A 22,178-nucleotide genomic window follows, 5' to 3' on the forward strand; every position below is an offset into this window, starting at 1 on the left:
CTTCTGCCTTCCTGGCTTGCCGGGGTGCCTTTCAGCCTGGCCCGTCGAAGTGGTGCGCATTCTACAGTTCGACAGAAACAGATCAAGCGCTTTTTGCAAAAAACTTTCCGTTCGCGCAGATATTGAGCAAAAGCCTTATTTTTGTACATTTTCCTTTAGATAGGCAATCCGACTAACAATGTCAGATATTCTTACACATCAAGCAGATACCTTTTTTTTTACACTGTTAAATCAAGTGGATAACAAATGGATTAAATATTGCATTAGCAGTATTCCACTTATGGATTGCCGTAGATGTCCCTCCGAACATTCGCTTCAGCTTAGTGAAGAAGGGCATGCAGCAAGGATGTTCTTCAACTGTGCGACATTAGTCCCCTAGTTCCGAATCATCCTACCTCCATAAGTTTTTAATCACAGGTAGCGGTCTTCAAATACTGATTAGAGCCCTGCCTGAACAGACTATAAGAAAAAACAATAATCAGGAGATAATAATGACGTTTAGGAAGTCACTACTAGGCAGTTTAATCTCGACTGCACTGGTATCTCTCACCACGACAAATGTTCTTGCCTATGAAGTCGATATTGATCGCAGTGCGCTGAAAGCCTCGACTATTACCCCCCTACCAACTTCCAGTACCAACGGAATTGCTACTTATATAGTACAACTCAAGGGGCTATCCGGTATCGCACAGGCGCAAGCGTTGGGAGAATTAACCCCCAGCAATCACCTTGCCGCCAATAAAGGTAATTTATATAACGCACAATCGGCTCGTTTAGTGGCCTACACTCAGAAATTGAAGAGTAGACAACAAAGTGTTGCGCAAGCCATTGGGGCTACCGATGTGTTGTATAACTACACCCATACGTTTAACGGCTTTGCCGCCAGACTCACTCAGCAACAAGCCGAGCAACTTCGCCAACATGCAGATGTTGCTGGAGTTTGGATTGATGAAAAGCAGCAGCTCACCACCGCCAATACCCCCGAGTTCCTCGGATTAAATGGCGCTAACGGCCAGCACACATTGGGAATCAAGGGTGAAGATGTCATTGTAGGCGTGGTCGACTCCGGAATCTGGCCGGAAAACCCGAGCTTCGCGGATGACGGCAGCTATAGTTCAACCGAAAACTTAGGCTGGAGCGGTGTCTGTGATTCCGGCGCCGAAATGGCTGAAGGCACTTTTGAATGTAACAACAAACTTATCGGTGCACGCTACTTCAAAGCGGGTTTTGAATCTGCCTATGAAATCCAATATGCCCTGGGTGAATTTGAATCGCCCCGCGACGCCTCTAGTCATGGCACCCACACAGCCTCAACCGCAGCAGGTAATGAAGGCGTTCCAGTCAATCTATTTGGAACAGACGTAGGTACCGTGACGGGCATTGCCCCAAGAGCGCGTGTAGCCGCCTATAAAGTGTGCTGGAACAGTGATTATGTTAGTCCCGAGGGAGTTGAAGAGCGCGGCTGTTTTGGCTCTGACTCCATGGCTGCCATCGATGCCGCAGTCGCCGATGGCGTGGATGTCATTAACTATTCTATCAGTGGTAGTCGCACCAGCCTGACTCCACCACAAACCGCCGCAATGCTCAGAGCAACCAATGCTGGTGTCTTTGTTTCAGTCTCTGCCGGAAACAGCGGTACTGCCCCCGTGACTGTTGGTACCCCCGCTCCTTGGGTAACGAGTGTGGCTGCTTCGACCTACGATGGCATTCGCTATACCAATACAATAGAAATCGTTTCCAGAGATCCATCTGAAAAACTGCGCTCTACCGAAGGAGCGATTACCAAGCCATTGTCCGAATACGGTGATGTTACCGCTAATGTAGTTATTGCCGAGCCTTTGCTGGGCTGCTTTGATGGCGAGCCAAGCCCACTAGATAATGCAGCAGAGATCGCAGACAGTATTGCATTAATTAAGCGCGGAACCTGCAACTTCTTTGAAAAAGTGGAGCGTGCGCAATTAGCCGGGGCAAAAGCCGTTATCGTCTACAGTGACGACCGTCCTGTGACTGTGATGGGTGGCTCTGGTGCTTATGATATTCCTGGCGTGATGATCAACGGCACAGATGGTGATGCGTTAAGCGCGGCCATTGCTGGCGGTGAAAACGTGACAATTAAAATGAGTGCTGGTTCGTTTGAACAACAAACGGAAGTTGGCAATATTATGGCTGATTTCTCCTCACGTGGCCCAAATGGCAATACGGAGGATTTAATCAAGCCAGATATCACGGCGCCTGGCGTGAACATATTGGCAGGTATCTCTTCTGCACCTATGTTTGGCCCTCAAGGCGAAACTTATGGGTATAACAGTGGCACCTCCATGTCTGCCCCCCATATCGCTGGTATGGCTGCCCTGCTGAAAGGCCAGTACCCGTCCTGGTCCCCAGCGCAGATCAAGTCAGCGCTGATGACCACCGCCAGACAAGATATTGTGGTTATGCATGATGAAAACGAAAATGTCATCGAACCTATTCCGGCGACACCTTTTAACTATGGCAGCGGCCATGCCGCGCCTGCTTCTGCCATGGAGCCAGGACTAACCTATGACCTCAACGCAGGCGATTACTTCGCCTTTATGTGTGGGCAGGGTGAAAACAGCTTTGTTCAAGCCGAATCAGGACGCACCTGTAGTGAGTGGGAGGCTGATGGTTTTGCCACTGACGCCAACCAGCTTAACTATCCGTCCATGGCCATAGGTGCGCTATCCAGTGCCAAGACCCTATCCCGTACGGTGAAAGATGTATCAGGCTTGGGTGGCACTTATGTGGCGACCATTGAAGCGCCGGCCGGTATCGATGTGTCATTACGAACTTTTGACGCCAATGGCACAGAAGCAGAAAACAGTAACCTAGTGGTATTGGCTGACGGCCAAGCCAGCTATGCGCTCACCTTCAGCAAGAACAGCGACGCTGTCATTGGTGAGTGGGCATTTGGTGCCATCACCTGGACCAACGAACATGGTCATGTTGTCCGTTCTCCTATCGCCGTTAAAGCCGCCAGTGACGTGAAGATTGACGTGCCGGAAGCGTTTTCTCTGCAGCTGAATCGCGGTAGAGCATCCTTCCCGGTGCAGATGCTATATAGCGGTGCGACCAGTTTGGACTACGCCGGCTTAGTAGCACCCTTCGGTTCAAGCCGCACAGCGCTGCAGGATCCTGACCAAAGCTATTCGTTTAACGAAGATGGTCTGGGTTTCCACGGCTTCCTGATCCCTGAAGGAACCAAGGTAGCTCGTTTTAGTCTGCGTGACAGCCTGGTTAGCGCACAAGGAACCAATCTGGATATGTACATTTATCGCTGTATCGGATGGAGCTGTTCATTTGTCAGCAGTTCTACTTACGGCGGTTCCAATGAAGATGTCATTCTGACAAATCCAGAGCCAGCGGCGAATGGCGATGTGGGAGATCTGTACATTGCTTTTGTGCATGCCAAGGACCTGGCAGGTAATGCGTCGGTTGACTACACCATGCCAGTTTGGGTAGCCAACCAAGCGGAAAGTACCACCAACGTGCGTTCCACGCCGCGGGCCATAGAGGGACGTTACAACAACGTGTCCATTACCACCCGCGGACTGGCACCTGGCTACCTATATATGGGCGCAATCACTTTCTTTGATGATGAAGGCATTGCCCAGGGAACCACCGTGCTGGAAGTTCAACCCTAAGAAAAATGAAGAAGGGGAGAAATCCCCTCATCTAACAATAAATTGAGGTTGCTCTTAGCAACCTCAGCATAAAAATATTGAGGTAATTATGAAAAGCATAAAAAAAATCTTTGCAGGCCTGGGCTTAATCGCTGCGATGACGTGCAACGCCAATGCGGCACTTATCACCCAAGATCTGATTGAAGTAGCTCTTGATGGCTCAACGGGTGTAATAGGCTCTATCACTATCAACACCGATAATGCCCTGGTTGACCCTGTGCATGGAACAGGTGAGGTGCTGTCCTTCGTGTCGTTTAACTTCCTGGGATACGATATTCCTGTGGATGACAGCATTTTCTTCCAGGCAATCTTTGATACCAACAATATCTATGCCGGTATTGAGTTTCTGGATTTTGATATTGACTTTTCCCTACCAGGCTGGGCATTCCAAGGTTACTTTGATGCCTTCGACAATCCAGACTTCAACTACTTCACTGTTTTTGACAGTGGAAGTGCCGATCTACTATTTGTCAATGGACTGGCGTTAGGTCAAGCTAGTGTTGTATCTGAGCCTGCGACCCTGGCCATGTTTGGTCTGATGCTAGGACTGCTGGGAATGCGACGTAAGATGCAAAAGTAAATACAAAAAAAGGCGCTGATATCAGCGCCTTTTTTTATTCTTTATCCGTTTTAGCTTTATCTTCGGAACCGAATTCCGCATCCACCTGCTCGTCGGCATCTCCGACAACATGCTCAAGCTTAACCTTATCTACACTTCTGAAGGTGTTGATGGGCCCTGCCACCGCATAAAGCAGAAAAGCAATAAACAGTACCAGCGACGGCTGAGTAGCAACAATAACAAATACCAACATCACTAGCAGCAGCGCCACAAAAGGCACCTTACCTTGCCAGTTTACCTCTTTAAATGAGTTGTATTTGAAATTGCTCACCATTAGCAAACCGGCTGCCGCCGTGATAAAAGCAACAATCACACCGTAATCGGCACCAACAGCCTCATACTCAACACCAACCCATACCAGCCCGGCCACCAGAGCTGCCGCAGCTGGACTTGCCAGGCCCTGGAAGTAACGCTTGTCGGCAATACCGATTTGCGTATTAAAACGGGCTAATCGCAGGGCGGCACCCGCCACATAAACAAAGGCCGCCAACCAGCCTAGTTTACCCAATTCAGTTAATCCCCAAGTATAAGCCACCAGCGCAGGGGCAATACCAAATGACACCATATCTGCCATGGAGTCATACTCTGCACCAAACTCACTTTGGGTGTTGGTCATGCGCGCCACCCGACCATCCAGGCCGTCAAACAGCATGGCAACAAAAATAGCCACCGCAGCCGCTTCAAAATGGCCATTCATTGCTGAAACAATGGCATAGAACCCAGAAAAAAGGCCACCGGTAGTTAACAAATTAGGTAACAGATAAATACCTTTACGCTTGGTGTCAGTCATTGATTCCTCCCAGATTGATGGCGAAGAAGATACCACATGTCACGCCCTCTACTCTAGCAATACCCGGGCTTACTCAAAGAGATAAGTCCGGTTTGGTTTTTACTTAGCCTAACCAAGGTAAATGAGCCGGAGTGAACCGACACCAGGTAGTTTGCACAATAAGATAAGTGCAGTTGAGCGACGACGAAAAAAGCGCGCTGTATCAATATCGCCTTACCACACTATTCGCCCAAAAACTAAGGGCCGCTTAGCGGCCCTTAGTTTAACGATGACTAGTATCAATGAATCACAAGCTCTTCGCCTTCCACCTCTACCTGTATCGTGGACTCAGGCAAAATGGCGCCACTTAGCAGTTTCTGCGCCAACGGATTCTCAATTTCATGCTGAATTGCCCGTTTCAATGGTCTGGCCCCATAAACCGGGTCAAAACCCGCATCGGCAAGTTTATCCAAGGCCGCCGGACTTAACGCCAACTGGTAACCTTTCTCACTCAGACGTTTGGTCAGCGAGGCCAACTGAATCTCAGCAATGGCTTTAATCTGCGCATGTCCAAGCGGGTGGAAAACCACAGTATCATCAATCCGGTTAATAAATTCCGGTCTGAAATGCTGGCCAACCACGCCCATCACCAGTGCCTTCATTTCCTCATACTGCCCTTGTGCGGCTTTATCCTGAATAATGTCGGAGCCTAGGTTGGAGGTCATAATCACCACGGTGTTTTTGAAATCCACTGTACGCCCCTGACCATCGGTAAGACGGCCATCATCCAATACCTGCAGTAGTATATTGAACACGTCTGGGTGGGCCTTCTCCACTTCGTCCAACAACACAACGGAATAAGGCTTACGTCTTACCGCCTCGGTCAGATAGCCACCTTCCTCGTAACCAACGTACCCTGGAGGCGCGCCAACCAAACGTGATACCGAGTGTTTCTCCATAAACTCAGACATATCAATACGCACCATGGCATCCTGAGTATCAAATAAAAACTCGGCCAGGGCCTTACATAGCTCGGTTTTGCCTACCCCGGTGGGGCCTAAAAACAGGAAGGAACCAATGGGGCGATTGGGATCCGCCAAACCGGCACGTGAGCGACGAATGGCATTAGACACCACGCTCACCGCCTCGGCTTGCCCTACGACACGTTTGTGCAATACGTCTTCCATACGCAACAATTTCTCGCGCTCACCTTCCAGCATCTTCGAGACAGGAATCCCTGTCCAGCGTGACAACACCTCGGCGATTTCTTCATCGGTCACCTTGTTACGCAACAAACGGGTTTCCTGATGCTGCGTTTCATCGGCCCGTTCCAAACGACGTTCCAGCTCTGGGATGCGGCCATATTGCAGTTCTGACATCCGGTTCAAATCGCCGGCGCGACGGGCTATTTCCAGATCTAACTTGGCCTGCTCTAACTCAGCCTTAATATGCTGGGTGCCCTGCATGGCCTCTTTTTCGGCATTCCAGAGTTTCTCGAACTCTTTAAACTTCACTTCGAGGCCTTCACGTTCCTGCTCAATCAATTCCAAACGTTTATGGCTGGCATCATCGGTTTCTTTAGCCAGCGCCTGTTCTTCAAGCTTAAGCTGAATGATACGACGCTCCAGCCTGTCCATATCTTCTGGTTTGGAATCAATTTGTAAGCGAATACTGGACGCCGCTTCGTCAATCAAGTCAATGGCCTTATCCGGCAACTGACGGTCGCTGATGTAACGATGAGATAGCGAAGCCGCCGCCACTATGGCCGGGTCGGTAATATTCACCGAGTGGTGTAACTCATAGCGCTCTTTGAGCCCACGCAGAATAGCAATGGTGTCTTCCACTGAAGGTTCATCCACCAGCACTTTTTGGAAACGACGTTCTAATGCCGCATCTTTTTCAATATATTGACGATACTCATCCAAGGTGGTGGCGCCGACGCAGTGCAGTTCGCCACGCGCCAGTGCTGGTTTAAGCATATTACCGGCATCCATGGCACCTTCACCTTTACCTGCCCCCACCATGGTATGCAGCTCATCAATAAACAAAATAACGCGGCCTTCTTCTTTGGCCAGCTCATTGAGTACGGCTTTCAGACGCTCTTCAAATTCACCACGGTATTTGGCCCCGGCAACCAGCGCTCCCATATCCAGCGATAACACGCGCTTATTTTTCAGCCCTTCGGGCACTTCGCCGTTCACAATACGTTGGGCCAGCCCTTCTACAATCGCGGTTTTACCCACACCAGGTTCACCAATAAGTACCGGGTTATTCTTGGTACGGCGCTGCAACACTTGAATGGTACGGCGAATTTCTTCGTCACGACCAATCACGGGGTCAAGCTTGCCTTGCTCAGCTCGCTCGGTAAGGTCAGTGGTGAATTTCTCCAACGCCTGGCGCACATCTTCTGCGTTAGGGTCGGTCACCTTCTGGCCACCGCGCAGCTTCTCAATCGCCTGCTCGGCTTTTTGCTCGGTCAGGCCCAACTGGCGCAAGGTTTCACCCAGTTTGCCTTTATCCTGCAAGGCTGCCAGCACAAAAATCTCAGATGTGATGTAATCGTCTTTGCGCTTTTGCGCGATTTTGTCGCACAGATTAAGCAGTACAGCAGTATCTTTACCAAGCTGTACGTCGCCACCGACCCCTTGCACTTGCGGTAGACGTTCGATGATTTCAGAAAGGGCGGAACGCAGCGCATTATTGTTAACGCCAATTTGCTCCATTAATGGGCGAACGGAACCGCCTTCCTGATTCAGCATAGCCATCATCAGATGAGCAGGCTCTATATATTGATGATCACGGCCCAGCGCCAATGACTGGGCATCAGAAATGGCAAGTTGAAACTTGCTGGTCATTTTATCTAAACGCATGAAATACCCTTCAATTCAGAACCAAGTTGTCCTAGTTATGGGTATCTTTTGCACAGGATTCAAGAGTGAAGCAAGGCGGCGGGTTGCGCTGGATCAATGATCCTCTAACCAAATAAGGCTGGCCATACGCCCGGTCTGACCATCTCGGCGGTAGGAAAAAAAGCGACAAGCTTGCTGATGCGTACAGTATTCGCCACCGTATATTTCGTTCACACCGGCTCGCGCTAAACAGGCTCTGGCTAACTGATAAATATCGGCCAAAAACTTACCGGATTTGTCGGTTGACTTGAATGCATCATAGTCAGCGGCAAAAGCCTGCTTTACATCCTCCCCCACTTCAAAAGCATTGGGGCCGATAGCCGGGCCAAGCCAGACCAAATAGTCTTCAGGCTGCCCTGGTAAAGCTGCCAGGGTATTTTCCAGTACCCCAGCCGCTAACCCCCGCCAGCCGGCATGCGCCGCACCGACCGCCAGGCCCTGACGATGGCAAAACAGCACAGGCAGGCAGTCTGCTGTCATGACAGCGCAGGTGATCCCTGTGTCTAACGCAATAGACGCGTCAGCCGACACATTTTGCTCACTACCGACATTGAGCCGGTGCACAGCATTACCATGCACCTGATTCAACCAGATAATCTGTTCACTTCGAGGTAATTGCTGGCGATTAGCAAGCACATCTTTTTCACTATCACCGACATGCATGCCAAGATTTAAACTCTCGAAAGGTGCGCGGCTGACGCCGCCCTGACGAGTGGTGGAAATAGCCTGTACCCTCTTAGGCGCTGGCCAGTCCGGCTGTATAAACACTTACTCCCAATCCTGGTCGTGTGCTTTGGTGTCTGCACGCAGTATTGTCAGCAGGTCAACCATATCTTGAGGTAAGGGAGCCTGCCAGCTTAACCACTCACCACTGATAGGATGGGCCAACTCAAGCTGCGCGGCATGCAAAGCCTGGCGTTTGAAATCACGCAAGGTATCGCGTAGTTCGTCACTGGCAGACTTCGGTGGACGAGGACGCCCGCCGTAGAGCGGATCGCCAACGATGGGGTGATGCAAATGCGCCATATGCACACGAATCTGGTGGGTACGACCGGTTTCCAACTTCAGGCGCAAATGCGTGTGCGCACGAAACTTCTGAATAACCCGATAATGCGTGACGGCAGGTTTTCCCCCTATTCTTACAGCCATGCTGGTTCGCCTGGTTTCATGGCGCGCAATAGGTTCATCTACCGTGCCTCCCGCCACCATAGTGCCGTTAACCACAGCCTCGTATTCACGACTGATTTCCCGTGCCTGCAGCTGTTCAACCAGGTTCGTCTGCGCCGGAATGGTTTTCGCTACCACCATCAGACCTGTGGTGTCTTTGTCCAGACGATGCACTATACCGGCCCGGGGCACAGCACCAATATCCGGTACATGGTTGAGCAAGGCGTTCAATAATGTACCGCTACTGTTACCTGCACCAGGATGCACAACCAGGTCAGCTGGCTTGTTCAACACAAGAATATGCTCATCCTCGTATTGAATATCCAATGCCATGGCTTGCGCTTTGTGTTGCTGCTGTACCTCAATACGGGTTTGAATCAGTACCTGTTCTCCCCCCATCAACTTTTCCCTGGGTTTGTCCCACACTTGTTGATTGATTTGCACATGACCGGCCAGGATCCAATCTTTAATCCGTGAACGCGAATAATCACTGAACAATTCAGCCAAAGCCTGATCTAAGCGTTTACCAATTAACGACTCAGGAACTTCAGCATGTAACTCTAATCTTTCTTGCATCATCAGCTTCGACGGGCAGTTGATTCGCTACAAGACAGCCGTCTTCTGTCTTGTGGAACAATGGCTTACATGGAGCCAGTTGGAATTCGACCGGCAATATCATGTGCATAGGCCAACACAGTCGGGTAGAATGCGTCGATGTGTTGGGCACTTATTTTGAAACAGGGTGTCTATTCTAGCGGAATTTTGCACCCGGCAGAATCGCGTAAACGATAATGAGCGTTATGAATACGAGAGTTTTTTCAAAAAGTATACTGATCAGCGCCGCTTTAGTCTTGTCCGCCTGCTCCAGTTCACCGGAAGAGGAAGACCTGGCGTTGGTTAATCAAGGACCCCAAGCTTTGTACGACAGAGCCAAGGAAAATTTGACTAACGGCAACTTTAATGGCGCCGCCGCCACACTTAGTGCTCTGGACTCCAGGTACCCGTTTGGCCCTTTGTCACACCAGGTACAGCTTGATCTTATCTATTCTTACTATAAGACCAGCAATACCGACCAGGCACTGGCTACCATAGACCGTTTTCTGCGCCTGAATCCCAACCACTCCGATGTCGACTACGTGCAATATATGCGCGGACTGGTCAACATGGATGCCGACACAAATCTGTTTCAGGATTTAATGGGCATAGATCGTTCCGACCGTGATCCGAGCATGGCCCGTGAAGCCTTTAATGATTTCCGCCAACTGCTGGAGAAGTATCCGGACAGTAAATATGCTGCTGATGCGCAAAAGCGCATGATGTATATCAAGGATCGTCTGGCAAAATACGAGCTGGCCATTGCCCGCTATTATATGAAGCGTCAAGCCTATGTTGCTGCCGCTAACCGTGGTCAATATGTTTTGGAGTACTTCCCAGACTCTCCTCACTTGCAAGAAGCGCTGGAGTTGATGGTGGAATGTTACGATCAATTGAATCTGCAGGAGTTAAAGGACAATACCCTTAAAACCCTGAAGCTCAACTTCCCCAACAGCAGCCACGCTGATTCATAAAAAAACGCGCCTCGAGCGCGTTTTTTTATTTAAAGAATAAATGACTGAACGGATTAAGTAAGCGCGCCAGCCCAGAGGTAAAATGCAGCGGCTGATCCAGCACACTGAAAACCAAACAGCCTTCGTCAGCGTCTGTTCTGGGGCTATGAGTATGCTGACCATCGCAGCAGATAAAGTCCCCGGTGTCATAATGCCCTTTACCGTCGGAAAACTCTCCATCCAGCACCAGAGTTAACTCATGTCCTCTGTGGGTATGCTCAGGCACACTGCCACCTTTTTCCATATAGATAAAGTCAGCTCGGCCATGGATCCCCAGATCTACACGGGCCTGCCACAACTTACCGACCATGTGTGACCAGCCATTAATCTTGCTCGCATAACGCTGCAAACTTCTTGGCAGTGCAAAATGTTTGCCGTCCAATTCAAGATAATGCACCTCTGCCGGCGTCGTTGATGCCTGCGGGGTCGCAAGGATCTGCGCCAACATATCCTGCATCTGTCTGTCGGGCAGCGGACTCTGCTCAGTCAACACTTGCTCGGCCAATGCCATCTCCACATTAGCCATCCGCTTTTGACATACAGGGCACATGTCTACGTGCGCCGATATAATCAGGCTCTCACCGGGCGCAGCCTGCCCCTGAGCAAACAGGGTTAATTGTTGGTCTGAAGGATGTAGCTTAATCTTCATCTGACAACATCTCTTTTAGCCGTTGTAATGCCAAACGTGTACGGGACTTTACCGTTCCCAGCGGGATCCCAAGGGCGTCAGCCACTTCCTGTTGGGATTTACCCTGGATGTATATGGCTTCGATCACCTGCTTTTGTTTATCCGGTAGGGCTTCGAACAATTGCCCTACTTGCTCAAGTGTGACCTGTTCATCCAGCTCGGGCTGAGCCAAATCAGCGGTTTGCTCACACAACACCGGCCACAAATCATCTGCGCAAATATCCTCCTTACGGTGCTGTTGTTTACGCAGCATGTCAAAACGGATATTCCGAGCGATGGTAAAAATCCAGGTTGAAGGCGCGCCTTTGGAGGCATCGAACAAATGGGCCTTTTGCCACACGTTCGTAAGCGTTTCCTGTACCAACTCCATCGCCAGTGCGTCATTACCCATTTGCTTTAACGCATAGGCACGCAACCTTGGCGCGAAATAATGAAACAGTCTGGCAAAGGACGCCTGGCAGCGTTTGGCCGCCACGGTGTGAAGACATGCCACCATTTCATTGGTTACGTCGCCTTGGGCTTGATATTTGTTCAACTCAATTCCGACCAGCATGACTCCACCAGCAACCTTGTGATTTTCCCTTGCGATTTGATCATGTATACGTTGCCGGCAGAAAAAGGATCAATGCAGTAATTCTGTCAGAAACAGCAACACTTTGCGGCAATCTTTTTCACTCAATAAGGCTTGCTTAACGGAGGCATCAACAGGTAACAGTTCCAACCAGCGAAAAAGCACCCACATGGCATTACCAAAGTCAGGACTGGGATAAAGCTGCGGTAAATCTGCAAAGCGGGTGAAGATGGCACGAAGCTTATCGGTGGCAAGTTGCAACTCTGCCTGCTCAAGACAGTCTGCACTGTTCCAGACCTGGTCAAATTCGCAGTTGGCAATACGAAGTCCATCTTGCTCCGTTTCAATCTGGTCAACAATGAGACTTGCCTGCCCTTCTACCACAATGCCAAGCAAGCCATCTTGCAGGGTACTAAAATCGATAACCTTGGCGAGCGTACACAGCGGGTAGATATGCTGATTTAATTGCTTGTCGCCTTTGGCATTGAGCATACATACGGCAAAATCCCGCTGAGCGGCGCATGCTTCTTTCACCATGCGCAGATAACGAGGTTCAAAAATCCGCAGTGACAGACGCCCACCTGGCAGTAAGTGGGCAGACAATGGGAACAATGCCACGGGCTTTTGTTCACTGGCCAATATAATCTCCAGTCAGCTATTTATTTCTGTCCTATATACGTAATGTCAGCAAACAAAGATCTATGCCAATAAATTTTGATCCTTTTGACCTGCAATACGTATAAAACAGCAAAACAGGATTGCGAACGTTATGACGCCAATACAATTGAAATTACAGAACTTTTACACATCGCTCAGCGATGAGGCGTTAAATGAACTGAGCGAGATATACAGTCCTGATATTGAGTTTGTCGATCCCGTCGACAGCCATAAAGGGTTAGCGCAATTAACGACTTATTTCTCTCGTCTGCTTAGCCATTGCCATACCTGCAAATTTGATTTCCATGGCTATGATAATTGCGGACAGAAACTGTTCATTCGTTGGACCATGTACTACGCACACCCAAAACTAAAAAATGCCCACCCACTAAGTCTGGACGGCATCAGTGAACTGCACATCAGAGATGAACGGGTGTACTACCAACGAGATTACTACGACATGGGGGCTATGCTTTATGAACATATTCCTGTTGTTGGTGCCATTATTCGTTGGCTAAAACGCAGGTTAAGCCAATGACCCAGATTCTCATAAGCGGTGCCAGTTCTGGCATGGGAAGAGCTTTGGCGCAAAAATGCGCCCAGGCTGGCTGGCAGGTGATTGCCTGTGGTCGGGACCAGGATAAGCTGGCAGAGCTGGAGCAAACCGCGCTTATTTCCACGCTGGCATTTGATATTGCCGACCCGCAAGCTTGCCAGCAGATGCTTGCCCACCTCAAACCGGATATCGTGGTGCTAAATGCTGGTACTTGCGAATATGTAGATATTGATAGTTGGGATCCCGCGCTGTTTAGACGCGTATTTGAGGTCAATTTTTTTGGGGTAGTAAACTGCTTAGTGGCATTGCTCCCTAACCTCGATAAAGGTACAACCCTGGCGATTGTGGATAGCCTTGCCAGGTATCTTCCCTTTACTAAAAGCCAAGCTTATGGCGCCAGCAAGGCGGCATTGCATTACCTGACCAAAACCCTGCAAACAGACTTAAGCGACCGGGGGGTTAAGGTACAAAGTATTTCTCCTGGTTTTGTCAAAACCCCATTAACAGATAAAAACACCTTCAGCATGCCCGATTGCATCACTGCCGAGCAGGCTGCTGAACATATTTTCAACGGGCTGCAATCTTCCCGCTCAAGCCTGTATTTTCCCTGGCGTTTTGCGCTCACTATCCGGCTATTGTCCGGCTTGCCAGAACGCGCCCAACAATGGCTTTGTCAAAGGATGAAAAATCAATGAAGCAACGTATTGCAGTAATAGGTAGCGGTATATCAGGCCTGGTCTGCGCCCATCTGTTGCACAAAGAACATGAACTATGGCTGTATGAAGCAAACGACTATATCGGTGGACACACCCATACTGTTGATGTCAGCGTGGGGGCTGAGTCACAGGCCGTAGACACCGGATTTATTGTATTTAACGACTGGACTTACCCCAATTTTATCCGCCTGTTAGACAAGCTTAAAGTGGCCAAACAACCCACAGAAATGAGCTTCAGCGTACAAAACCAGGCGACTAATCTTGAATACAACGGTCATGGGTTGAACAGTTTATTTGCGCAGCGCCGCAATCTGCTCAGACCCGGTTTCTATCGGATGCTTAGGGACATAACCCGCTTTAATCGGGTGTGCAAACAACTACATGGTCAGGGAGAGGTACCAGATGCCTTGACCCTAGGCGCATTTATTCAGTCTCAGGGATTAGGTGAAGCCTTTACGCAAAACTACATATTACCTATGTGCGCAGCAATTTGGTCGGCCAGTCTGGACGATGTAAAAGCCTTTCCGCTGCGCTTTTTCCTGCAATTTTTCAACAACCATGGCTTGCTGAACATCGTCAACCGGCCTCAGTGGTATACCCTGATTGGCGGCTCCCGCAGCTATATTTCGCCGCTCACCAGCGGCTTTCGTGAACGTATTCTGTTAAATAGCCCAGTACAAAGAGTTGTCAGGCAGCCCAACGGCTATCTAATTCAAGCAACAGGTCAACCTGAACGTATAGTGGACCATGTCATTTTTGCCTGCCATAGCGATCAGGCATTGGCCATGCTGGCTGAATCCACTCCCGCCCAAAGAGAGATTCTGGGGGCAATTCGTTATGCAGCTAATGATGTGGTGTTGCATCTTGATACCGGCCTTCTGCCCAAACGAAAAAGAGCATGGGCCAGTTGGAACTATCGTTTGAAGGGCACGCCAGGCGAGGCACAACAGCCTGCGTCCGTGACGTATAACATGAATATACTGCAGCGCCTGCAAAGCCAGCAGACATTTTGCGTAACGCTCAATAACCGCAAGGATATACAAGATGCCAAGATCCTGCAGACCTTTGATTACAGTCATCCGCAATTTAATCATGTCAGTCACAAGGCGCAGCAGCGCCGTCAAGAGATCTGCGGCCAGCAAGGCATGCATTTTTGTGGTGCTTACTGGTACAACGGTTTTCATGAAGACGGTGTGCGCAGTGCATTAGATGTATGTGAGCGATTTGGAGTGGGATTATGAGCCACCGGCTCTATAGTGGTCAGGTATGGCATAAACGCCATCGGCCTGCGACCCATGCGTTCAGCTACTCACTCAAATTGTTCTGGTTGGATCTGCAGAATCTGCCGCAGCTGGATAGTTACTTTGGACTTTCCTACCGTCGCTGGGCAGCACTTCGCTTTAAGCGACAAGATTACTTAACCGAACCTCAGCGCCCTCTGCATGAAGTGGCCAAACAAAAAATGTCAGAGCTGGCAGGTTTCCCCCTGGACGGCGAGGTTTTTTTGCTTGCCCCACTGCGCTGGTTTGGTTTGTATTTCAGTCCAGTTAACTTTTACTATCTGCGACAAACTGACGGTACCTTCAGTCATGTTATGGCGGAAGTCAGCAATACCCCTTGGAATGAACGTCATTGCTACCTGATTGACCTACGTAATCCTCAGGACACAGACAAAGCTTTTCATGTTTCGCCTTTTAACCCTATGTCCATGCGCTACCAATGGCACTTCAGTACGCCAGCTGAGCACCTTCAGGTCAAAATTGCCTGTGTGACCGAACAAACGGATTTTGAAGCCGGTATACAGATGTCTGAAAAAAAACTGAACCGTACCGAGTTACTGAACGTAATGCTAAACACCATGACCTTAAAAACCCTGGTCGGGATCTATTGGCAAGCTGCAAAGATTTATCTTAAAGGCAATCCGGTATACGGCCACACTTCCAGTCACAAGGAGTCCTGATGCACGCAGGCGAACAACTTATCGAGCAAGCGCAACGACTTAACTGGCTTACAAAAGTTGCCCGCACCACTGTACTTAGCTTGTTGGGGCGCATGACTCAAGGGCGGCTACTCGTTAAGGAACAAGGCAGATTAGTTGAGCAGTTTGGCCAGGCCTCTCACCCATTGCAGGCAGAGATTAATATTCTTAACCCTGAATTTTATACTAAGGTGTTGAGCGGCGGCTCAGTGGCGGCCGGTGAAACTTATACCGAGGGCATGTGGGAAACCCCGGATCTCACCGCCGTGGTCAGGCTATTTGCTGCCAATATCACCCTGTTGGACAAACTTGAGCGAAAACTCAGTTGGCTAAGACTACCTGCCGATTGGTTGCACCGCTTATCCACGGCTAATTCAGTGTCCCGTGCCAAAACTAATATCGCTGCGCATTATGATCTGGGTAACACACTTTACCGACATTTTCTTGATGACAGCATGATGTACTCGTCGGCCATATACCCCAACGCCGCCAGTAGTCTGGCGGAAGCACAGCAGCACAAATTGCGAACCATCTGTGACAAACTGAACCTTGGCCCCGAGGATCACTTATTGGAGATTGGAACTGGCTGGGGAGGCCTGGCTGTATTTGCCGCTAAGCATTATGGCTGCCTCGTCACGACCACCACCATTTCTGAGGAACAGTATCGCTACACCGAAGCCTTGCTTGAAGAGGAAGGTTTAAAAGACAAGGTAACGCTGCTCAAGCAAGATTATCGTAAACTCACCGGTCGATATGACAAACTGGTCTCCATTGAAATGGTCGAAGCCGTAGGCAAAGCCTATTTACCGACCTTCTTCCGCCAATGTAGCCAGCTGCTAAAGCCGGATGGCTTAATGCTATTGCAATCCATCACGATTAGCGAAGCGCGGCTTGCCAGCTACAGCAAAGGGCAAGATTTTATTCAACGGCATATCTTTCCCGGCGGCTTTCTTCCATCCCTGTCATTGCTAACAGATCAAATTCGCGGGGCCTCTGATATGGAGCTCAGGGATTGCCAAGATATAGGCCTTCATTACGCAAGAACGATACAAGACTGGCATCGCGCATTGCATCAGAACCGACAGCCTCTCGCAAAGTGCGGCTACGATGAGCGTTTCATGCGTTTATGGTCGTTCTATTTTTGCTACTGTGAAGGGGGGTTTCTGCAACGCAGCATCAGTACGGTGCAGTTGTTGCTTTCAAAGCCTGAGTACCTCCATGAGACACATCGTTGCTAGTGGAACACACGCCACCCTGTTAAATCTGGTCTGGTTTCAGTTGTGCTGGCTGGTTGCTGTAATAGGTCGGGATGCCTGGCTGGGGTTATTGTTTTTACTGCTGATGTTTCATCTTTGCTGGCCGGCACAGGGCAAACGAGATTGGCCGGCAGTAGGTTGCTGCGGTGTCATCGGTATACTCACCGATGGTGCCCTGACCCAACTGGGACTCTTTTCCTTTTCCCCAGCACCTGATTTCCTTATTCCCTTCTGGCTTGCTGGGCTATGGCTGGCTTTTGCCGGTACATTGAGTTATGGCTTGAAGTGGTTGCAGGATAAACCCTTTCTGGCCGCGTTACTGGGTGCGATTTTTGGTCCCCTTAGTTACTTTGCCGGCATGCAACTCGGTGCTGTCGCATTCGATCACAACCTGACCTTTACCTTAATGATTCTGGCCTTACTCTGGGCGTTACTGATGCCGCTATTTGGCTGGATAACTGCAAGACTGATGGAGCCAACCTATGAAAAAGCTTAGCCTTTGGGTGTGCTTGCTATTTAGCATATTACCTATCCATGCCAGCCCCGTCAGCGACCTTGAACTTGTTGGGCAAGCCAAATTACAGGTTTGGTTCTGGGATGTGTATGAGTCGGCGCTATATAGTCCAGATGGCCTATACCAAGTGGGTAGCTACCCACAGGCTCTGGAAATCAAATACCTACGCGATATTGCAGCCGCTGACCTTATTGACGCCACACGTGAGCAATGGCAGCGCCTGTCGCTATGGTCAGAACAATCACAACGTTGGCTACTTACCCTGTCTGACATCTGGCCGGATATCCGCCGCGGCGATACCTTAGTGATAAAAGTTGACCAACAGGGCGTCAGCCATTTTTATCACAATGGTGACCTGATAGGACAAATTGATGAAACAACCTTCGCCGATAGCTTTTTATCCATTTGGCTATCTGAAGATACCGAATATCCAAAGTTACGCGCCCGGCTGATAGGAGTAACGCCCCCATGAGAAAGAGTATCTTACTGCTGTTTTCGATGTTATTACTGTCATGCAGTTCGTCCTTGCAGGATCATCAAATCATGTCTCCAAGCTTTGATCTTCGGCAATACTTTGACGGCAAGATAACCGCAAGAGGCATAATTCAGGACTACAGCGGCAAACTCACCAGGCAATTCTGCGTAGATATTGACGCCAGTTGGCAAAGTAACCGGGGAACACTGCACGAAACCTTTTATTTCGCAGATGGAGAGAGACAGATCAGAATATGGCATCTACAGCGTCACCCGGATGGCTTGGTTACAGGTAGCGCTGATGATGTGGTGGGCACAGCATCAGGTCGCGCCAAAGGCAACGCATTTAACTGGCAGTATGTGCTAAGGGTGCCAATCGATGAAACTGACTATGACTTTTTTATTGATGACTGGATGTACCTGCTTGACGAACACCACCTTATGAACCGTTCCTATATGCAAAAGCTCGGTATTACAGTGGCGGAAATAAGCATTGTCTTTACTAAGCATCCTGTTGGCATAGCTTGTCAGCAGCGACCTGTTGAGCAGCTAACAACATAATGGCCACAGCCAAGAATATTGCCCAAGACCAGAATACAGATTTCTGACACTACCCCGTCATAAGAAAAACGGTCATATGTCCAGCGTACAGCAGGAGTACATTTGAAATACACTCCCGTCGCTGATAACGTTCACCGCCTGGTACCCATGATTAAACTGGGTGCCGACCAATAAAGCAATGGACAAGCCGCTCGGCCAGACATTTCTTACAGTTGAGTATTTTCGCCTTAACAGGAAGTCATTATGCAAAAGCGAATCAACTTATCCCTTCTCTTTTTTACCTTATTAGTGTTATTCGTCAGTCGACATGCGCTGGCCAAAAACTATCTTAATATTGAGGTAGCAGATGAAATATTGGCATTAGGAGAGGAATACAAAATCTCTTTTATTGAAGGAGGACCGTCTGAGATAACACATCAAGTAAATAAAAAACGCATTACCTTCATGCCTGAAAATGACCGAGTTTTCTATGAGTTCACCGTGTTTATAGAAAAAGGTGAAACAATATGGTATTCCGACTTATTTATCTTTAGCAATCAGAAAAACTTCCTTAACTTTAACACTCTGCTTTTCTCTAAACTTGTTGACCCATCTGATTTTTCTCATTTAAGTCACAGGGATGCGTTTAATTTTTATCAATCCTACAAGCAACACATCCCTGATGGATATGAAAGAATAAGTGCAGAATACCAAAAAAGCATTGAGAGCTACCTTGATTACGTCAACCCAGCAAGAGACTATCAAGCGTTTAGCAAGAATGTGGCACCTTTACAGCAAAAGTTAAAAGAGGCTGCGAGCAAACTAACGGCCAAAGATTTGAAACCCCATCAGGATATCATGCAGAACTTTATCCATGCGGTGAACAGAAAAAGCTCAGTCTCACTCTTGAAATATCGGGATCCCAAATCTCCTGCCGAACACCAAGATATTTATAAACGCGGTTTGAGTACTTTGTTTAGTTATTTTGAAAGAATGGGGAAGCCTACTAAGTTCAAAATAATCCAGGAAAAAGAGTTTAAAAACTTCAATCGCCCCAGCACCAAGTATTTCCTGATAGAAATCCTTGAACATAGTGACCCACTGCGTAAAAAGATAGAGATGGAATTTTACTTCCGAGATTCCTATGGTAAACGTTATATTTATGAATATGACATTACCGGTATTCACTTCAGATAGTAGAACTAAAAAGGGCCGATATCGGCCCTTTTTATTTTCACAATAACGCTAGCTAAAAATTAAACCGCGTCCTCGTTTTCTTCCCCGGTGCGGATACGAATCACCCGTTCTACGTCATAAACAAATATCTTACCGTCACCGATTTTTCCTGTCTGAGCAGTTTGCATTATCGCCTCAATCGCCCGCTCAGCCTGCTCATCCGGCAATACCAAGTCAATCTTTATCTTGGGCAAAAAGTCCACCTGATACTCCGCACCACGATAAAGTTCAGTATGACCTTTCTGACGTCCAAAACCTTTCACCTCGGTGACCGTCATGCCGGTAACCCCAACCTCGGCAAGCGCTTCCCTGACATCGTCCATTTTGAACGGCTTAATTATCGCTTCAATCTTTTTCATCTGCTGTCACCTGTTCAATAAGCATCATAAATGGTTGGAATAGGACGTCGCTTGTGTTGCGTACGCTGATAAATATACAGCAACTTCTCGCTCACACTCGCCGGCACTGCACGTCCTTCCAGGAAATCGTCAATCTGGTCATAGGTTAACCCTAAGGCCGATTCATCTGTCTTTTGCGGGCTCAGGCTTTCCAGATCTGCCGTCGGTGCCTTGTCGATGACCTGTGCTGGCGCTCCCAGTGTTCTGGCAATCAACCGAACCTGACGTTTGTTCAAACCAAACAGGGGAGCCAAATCGCACGCACCATCTCCCCACTTGGTATAGAAACCCGTAATATTCTCAGCGGAATGATCAGTGCCCAGTACCAGCGCATCCAACATGCCGGCGATTTCATATTGAATAACCATTCTTGCCCTGGCTTTAACATTACCTCTGACAAAATCCTGTTTGCCCGGATCCTCAGGTAATAACCCCTCGGATGCGAGGGCTTCTGCGGTTTGCTGATGAAGCGCATCAGCGCCGGGTTGTACATTCACCGCCAGCGACACACTGGGCTGGATAAAATCAATGCTATCCTGGGCGTCCTGCTCATCGGCTTGTGCTGCATAAGGTAAACGCACCGCAACAAAACGATAGTGTTCATGATGCTCGGCATTGAGTTCATCCACCGCAATCTGGGCCAGACGACCCAGGGTACAGGAATCAATCCCCCCACTGATCCCCAGCACCAAAGTATCTAGACCCGACTGACGAAGATGTGACTTGATAAAGTTCACCCGGCGGGCAATCTCAAAGGCGGCATCAATCTCGGGCAATACCCGCATTTCCGCCAATATCGCTTTTACGTCCATTAACCTGCTCGTTTGCTTTTTCCGCTATCATAAGAAAAATCCATACAACTTGCTTGTCTTTATGCCGTGGTCCACCGTTGTGATGGGGATAAATATGAATCGACCAATAACTATGACAGAGCCTACATACCCAACGTAAAGCGGAAACCGTTATGCTAAGGCGTGCAGACCTTTTGAGTATAATTTTTCAGTCGTTGATGGACCGGTGTGCAGAAGCACATAGCACACACTTTAACTCAGCCTTAGGTGGCCGAATGTGCTCAGCAGTTATACTCAAAAGGCCTATACGCCTAGTAAATACAGCTGGAGAGTTAACGCTATGAAAAGGCAAGACACGCTTTATTATTATCATCGGCAGCGAGGCCTAACCCTGCTCGAGCTTATGATCACCCTGGCTATTTCCGGTATTCTGTTGACTATGGTCGCTCCCAGCGTCAGAGATATTCTTATCCGCAATAACATTACCTCTCAGGTCAATGAAATCAGTGGCATTATTCAATTTGCACGCAGTAATGCCATTGATGAACAAAACACCGCCATTGTTTGCCCTACTCCGGATTTTTCCAATTGCAGTACCAACTGGGATCAAGCCAGAATGGTGTTCAATGATCTGGACGGCAATGGTAACCGCAGCGCAGATGAAGAAATTCTGGTTGCCACATCACTGCCAGCCAAAAGCCTGGTTATCACCGGCCCCGCCATCACGGTGCGTTTTAACGGTAATGGCACTGTCTCTACCCCGGCCACCATTAAGATCTGTCATCAGGATGGTGAAGCCAGATTCGCCAGGGCCCTGTTTATCAGTCTGCAAGGACGGGTTAGGTTAAGTCAGGACACGGATAACAATGGTGTTCATGAAGATAGTGCCGGGAATGCACTTAGCTGTATATAAACCGGCAGATGGCCCGCCATACAGAGGGCCTTATCCTTCTTTATTTCATGCAACTAATTCAGTAGGCAACTGATCACCCCATTTACGCTGCGGCGGCGCCCCACTGGTGGTTAAACAA

At 48.9% G+C, this 22,178-nt stretch carries 22 protein-coding genes; 13 read left to right on the forward strand and 9 right to left on the reverse strand.

Translation table 11 applies throughout. The annotated features are described in order from the left end of the window. Positions 1-491: 491 nt before the first annotated feature. The gene (locus tag IEX02_RS20515; protein ID WP_188688434.1) at positions 492-3,662 is read left to right on the forward strand and encodes a S8 family serine peptidase; all 3,171 of its coding nucleotides are present in this window, start codon (positions 492-494) and stop codon (positions 3,660-3,662) included. A gap of 88 nt (positions 3,663-3,750) precedes the next feature. Next, complete coding sequence (locus IEX02_RS00010; protein ID WP_188688439.1) at positions 3,751-4,281, forward strand: PEP-CTERM sorting domain-containing protein; 531 nt, start codon at positions 3,751-3,753, stop codon at positions 4,279-4,281. A 34-nt stretch (positions 4,282-4,315) separates the two neighbouring features. Here the strand turns inward: IEX02_RS00010 and pssA are convergent, their stop codons facing one another. The 4 genes from pssA to rluD all read right to left on the reverse strand — a co-directional run bounded on the left by pssA (position 4,316) and on the right by rluD (position 9,741). After that, entirely contained in the window at positions 4,316-5,110 is a 795-nt protein-coding gene (pssA, locus tag IEX02_RS00015; RefSeq protein ID WP_188688442.1) for a CDP-diacylglycerol--serine O-phosphatidyltransferase, read from the reverse strand. Between the two features lie 278 nt (positions 5,111-5,388). Beyond that, positions 5,389-7,959, reverse strand: a complete 2,571-nt coding sequence (gene clpB, locus IEX02_RS00020) for an ATP-dependent chaperone ClpB (RefSeq protein ID WP_188688445.1) — start codon at positions 7,957-7,959, stop codon at positions 5,389-5,391. Between the two features lie 93 nt (positions 7,960-8,052). Next, complete coding sequence (gene pgeF / locus IEX02_RS00025) at positions 8,053-8,766, reverse strand: peptidoglycan editing factor PgeF (protein WP_188688448.1); 714 nt, start codon at positions 8,764-8,766, stop codon at positions 8,053-8,055. Beyond that, a complete protein-coding gene (gene rluD / locus IEX02_RS00030; RefSeq protein WP_188688451.1) occupies positions 8,767-9,741 on the reverse strand; it encodes a 23S rRNA pseudouridine(1911/1915/1917) synthase RluD in 975 nt (324 codons plus the stop codon). A 224-nt stretch (positions 9,742-9,965) separates the two neighbouring features. Between rluD and IEX02_RS00035 the strand changes: the two genes are divergently transcribed. After that, positions 9,966-10,733 (forward strand): outer membrane protein assembly factor BamD, encoded by a 768-nt coding sequence (locus IEX02_RS00035; RefSeq protein WP_188688454.1) that lies wholly within the window; start codon positions 9,966-9,968, stop codon positions 10,731-10,733. A gap of 25 nt (positions 10,734-10,758) precedes the next feature. Here IEX02_RS00035 and IEX02_RS00040 read toward each other — a convergent pair whose 3' ends face one another. From IEX02_RS00040 to IEX02_RS00050, 3 genes are all read right to left on the reverse strand, one after another. Further along, entirely contained in the window at positions 10,759-11,421 is a 663-nt protein-coding gene (locus IEX02_RS00040; RefSeq protein ID WP_188688458.1) for a ChrR family anti-sigma-E factor, read from the reverse strand. Beyond that, positions 11,411-12,013, reverse strand: coding sequence for a sigma-70 family RNA polymerase sigma factor (locus IEX02_RS00045; RefSeq protein ID WP_188688461.1), 603 nt, complete (start codon positions 12,011-12,013; stop codon positions 11,411-11,413). Before IEX02_RS00045 ends, IEX02_RS00040 begins: the two co-directional genes overlap by 11 nt. Before the next feature lie 69 nt (positions 12,014-12,082). Further along, positions 12,083-12,670, reverse strand: a complete 588-nt coding sequence (locus IEX02_RS00050) for an LON peptidase substrate-binding domain-containing protein (RefSeq protein WP_188688463.1) — start codon at positions 12,668-12,670, stop codon at positions 12,083-12,085. 130 nt (positions 12,671-12,800) lie between these two features. Between IEX02_RS00050 and IEX02_RS00055 the strand changes: the two genes are divergently transcribed. The 9 genes from IEX02_RS00055 to IEX02_RS00095 all read left to right on the forward strand — a co-directional run bounded on the left by IEX02_RS00055 (position 12,801) and on the right by IEX02_RS00095 (position 19,919). Beyond that, on the forward strand, positions 12,801-13,226 hold the full coding sequence (locus tag IEX02_RS00055; RefSeq protein WP_188688466.1) for a nuclear transport factor 2 family protein: 426 nt from the start codon (positions 12,801-12,803) through the stop codon (positions 13,224-13,226). Beyond that, positions 13,223-13,939, forward strand: coding sequence for an SDR family NAD(P)-dependent oxidoreductase (locus IEX02_RS00060; protein ID WP_188688469.1), 717 nt, complete (start codon positions 13,223-13,225; stop codon positions 13,937-13,939). Before IEX02_RS00055 ends, IEX02_RS00060 begins: the two co-directional genes overlap by 4 nt. Further along, a complete protein-coding gene (locus IEX02_RS00065) occupies positions 13,936-15,201 on the forward strand; it encodes an NAD(P)/FAD-dependent oxidoreductase (RefSeq protein WP_188688472.1) in 1,266 nt (421 codons plus the stop codon). The genes IEX02_RS00060 and IEX02_RS00065 overlap by 4 nt, the downstream gene beginning before the upstream one ends. Further along, the gene (locus tag IEX02_RS00070) at positions 15,198-15,920 is read left to right on the forward strand and encodes a DUF1365 domain-containing protein (RefSeq protein ID WP_188688475.1); all 723 of its coding nucleotides are present in this window, start codon (positions 15,198-15,200) and stop codon (positions 15,918-15,920) included. Before IEX02_RS00065 ends, IEX02_RS00070 begins: the two co-directional genes overlap by 4 nt. Then, positions 15,920-17,176 (forward strand): SAM-dependent methyltransferase, encoded by a 1,257-nt coding sequence (locus IEX02_RS00075; protein ID WP_188688478.1) that lies wholly within the window; start codon positions 15,920-15,922, stop codon positions 17,174-17,176. The genes IEX02_RS00070 and IEX02_RS00075 overlap by 1 nt, the downstream gene beginning before the upstream one ends. Then, positions 17,157-17,690, forward strand: a complete 534-nt coding sequence (locus tag IEX02_RS00080; protein WP_188688481.1) for a DUF2878 domain-containing protein — start codon at positions 17,157-17,159, stop codon at positions 17,688-17,690. Before IEX02_RS00075 ends, IEX02_RS00080 begins: the two co-directional genes overlap by 20 nt. Further along, positions 17,677-18,180, forward strand: coding sequence for a chalcone isomerase family protein (locus IEX02_RS00085; protein ID WP_188688483.1), 504 nt, complete (start codon positions 17,677-17,679; stop codon positions 18,178-18,180). Before IEX02_RS00080 ends, IEX02_RS00085 begins: the two co-directional genes overlap by 14 nt. Then, positions 18,177-18,743: a DUF3833 domain-containing protein gene (locus IEX02_RS00090; RefSeq protein WP_188688486.1), complete on the forward strand. Its 567-nt coding sequence runs from the start codon at positions 18,177-18,179 to the stop codon at positions 18,741-18,743. Before IEX02_RS00085 ends, IEX02_RS00090 begins: the two co-directional genes overlap by 4 nt. Positions 18,744-18,986: 243 nt before the next feature. Then, the gene (locus IEX02_RS00095; RefSeq protein ID WP_188688489.1) at positions 18,987-19,919 is read left to right on the forward strand and encodes a hypothetical protein; all 933 of its coding nucleotides are present in this window, start codon (positions 18,987-18,989) and stop codon (positions 19,917-19,919) included. A gap of 59 nt (positions 19,920-19,978) precedes the next feature. Here the strand turns inward: IEX02_RS00095 and glnB are convergent, their stop codons facing one another. After that, the gene (glnB, locus tag IEX02_RS00100) at positions 19,979-20,317 is read right to left on the reverse strand and encodes a nitrogen regulatory protein P-II (protein WP_102798264.1); all 339 of its coding nucleotides are present in this window, start codon (positions 20,315-20,317) and stop codon (positions 19,979-19,981) included. Between the two features lie 14 nt (positions 20,318-20,331). Next, entirely contained in the window at positions 20,332-21,168 is an 837-nt protein-coding gene (gene nadE, locus IEX02_RS00105) for an NAD(+) synthase (RefSeq protein ID WP_188688492.1), read from the reverse strand. Between the two features lie 319 nt (positions 21,169-21,487). Here nadE and IEX02_RS00110 point away from each other — a divergent pair, with 319 nt between their 5' ends. Beyond that, a complete protein-coding gene (locus tag IEX02_RS00110) occupies positions 21,488-22,060 on the forward strand; it encodes a GspH/FimT family pseudopilin (protein WP_188688495.1) in 573 nt (190 codons plus the stop codon). Positions 22,061-22,178 lie beyond the last annotated feature (118 nt).

Source organism: Bowmanella pacifica (assembly GCF_014645355.1).
In the GTDB taxonomy this organism is placed as follows: Bacteria; Pseudomonadota; Gammaproteobacteria; order Enterobacterales; family Alteromonadaceae; genus Bowmanella; species Bowmanella pacifica.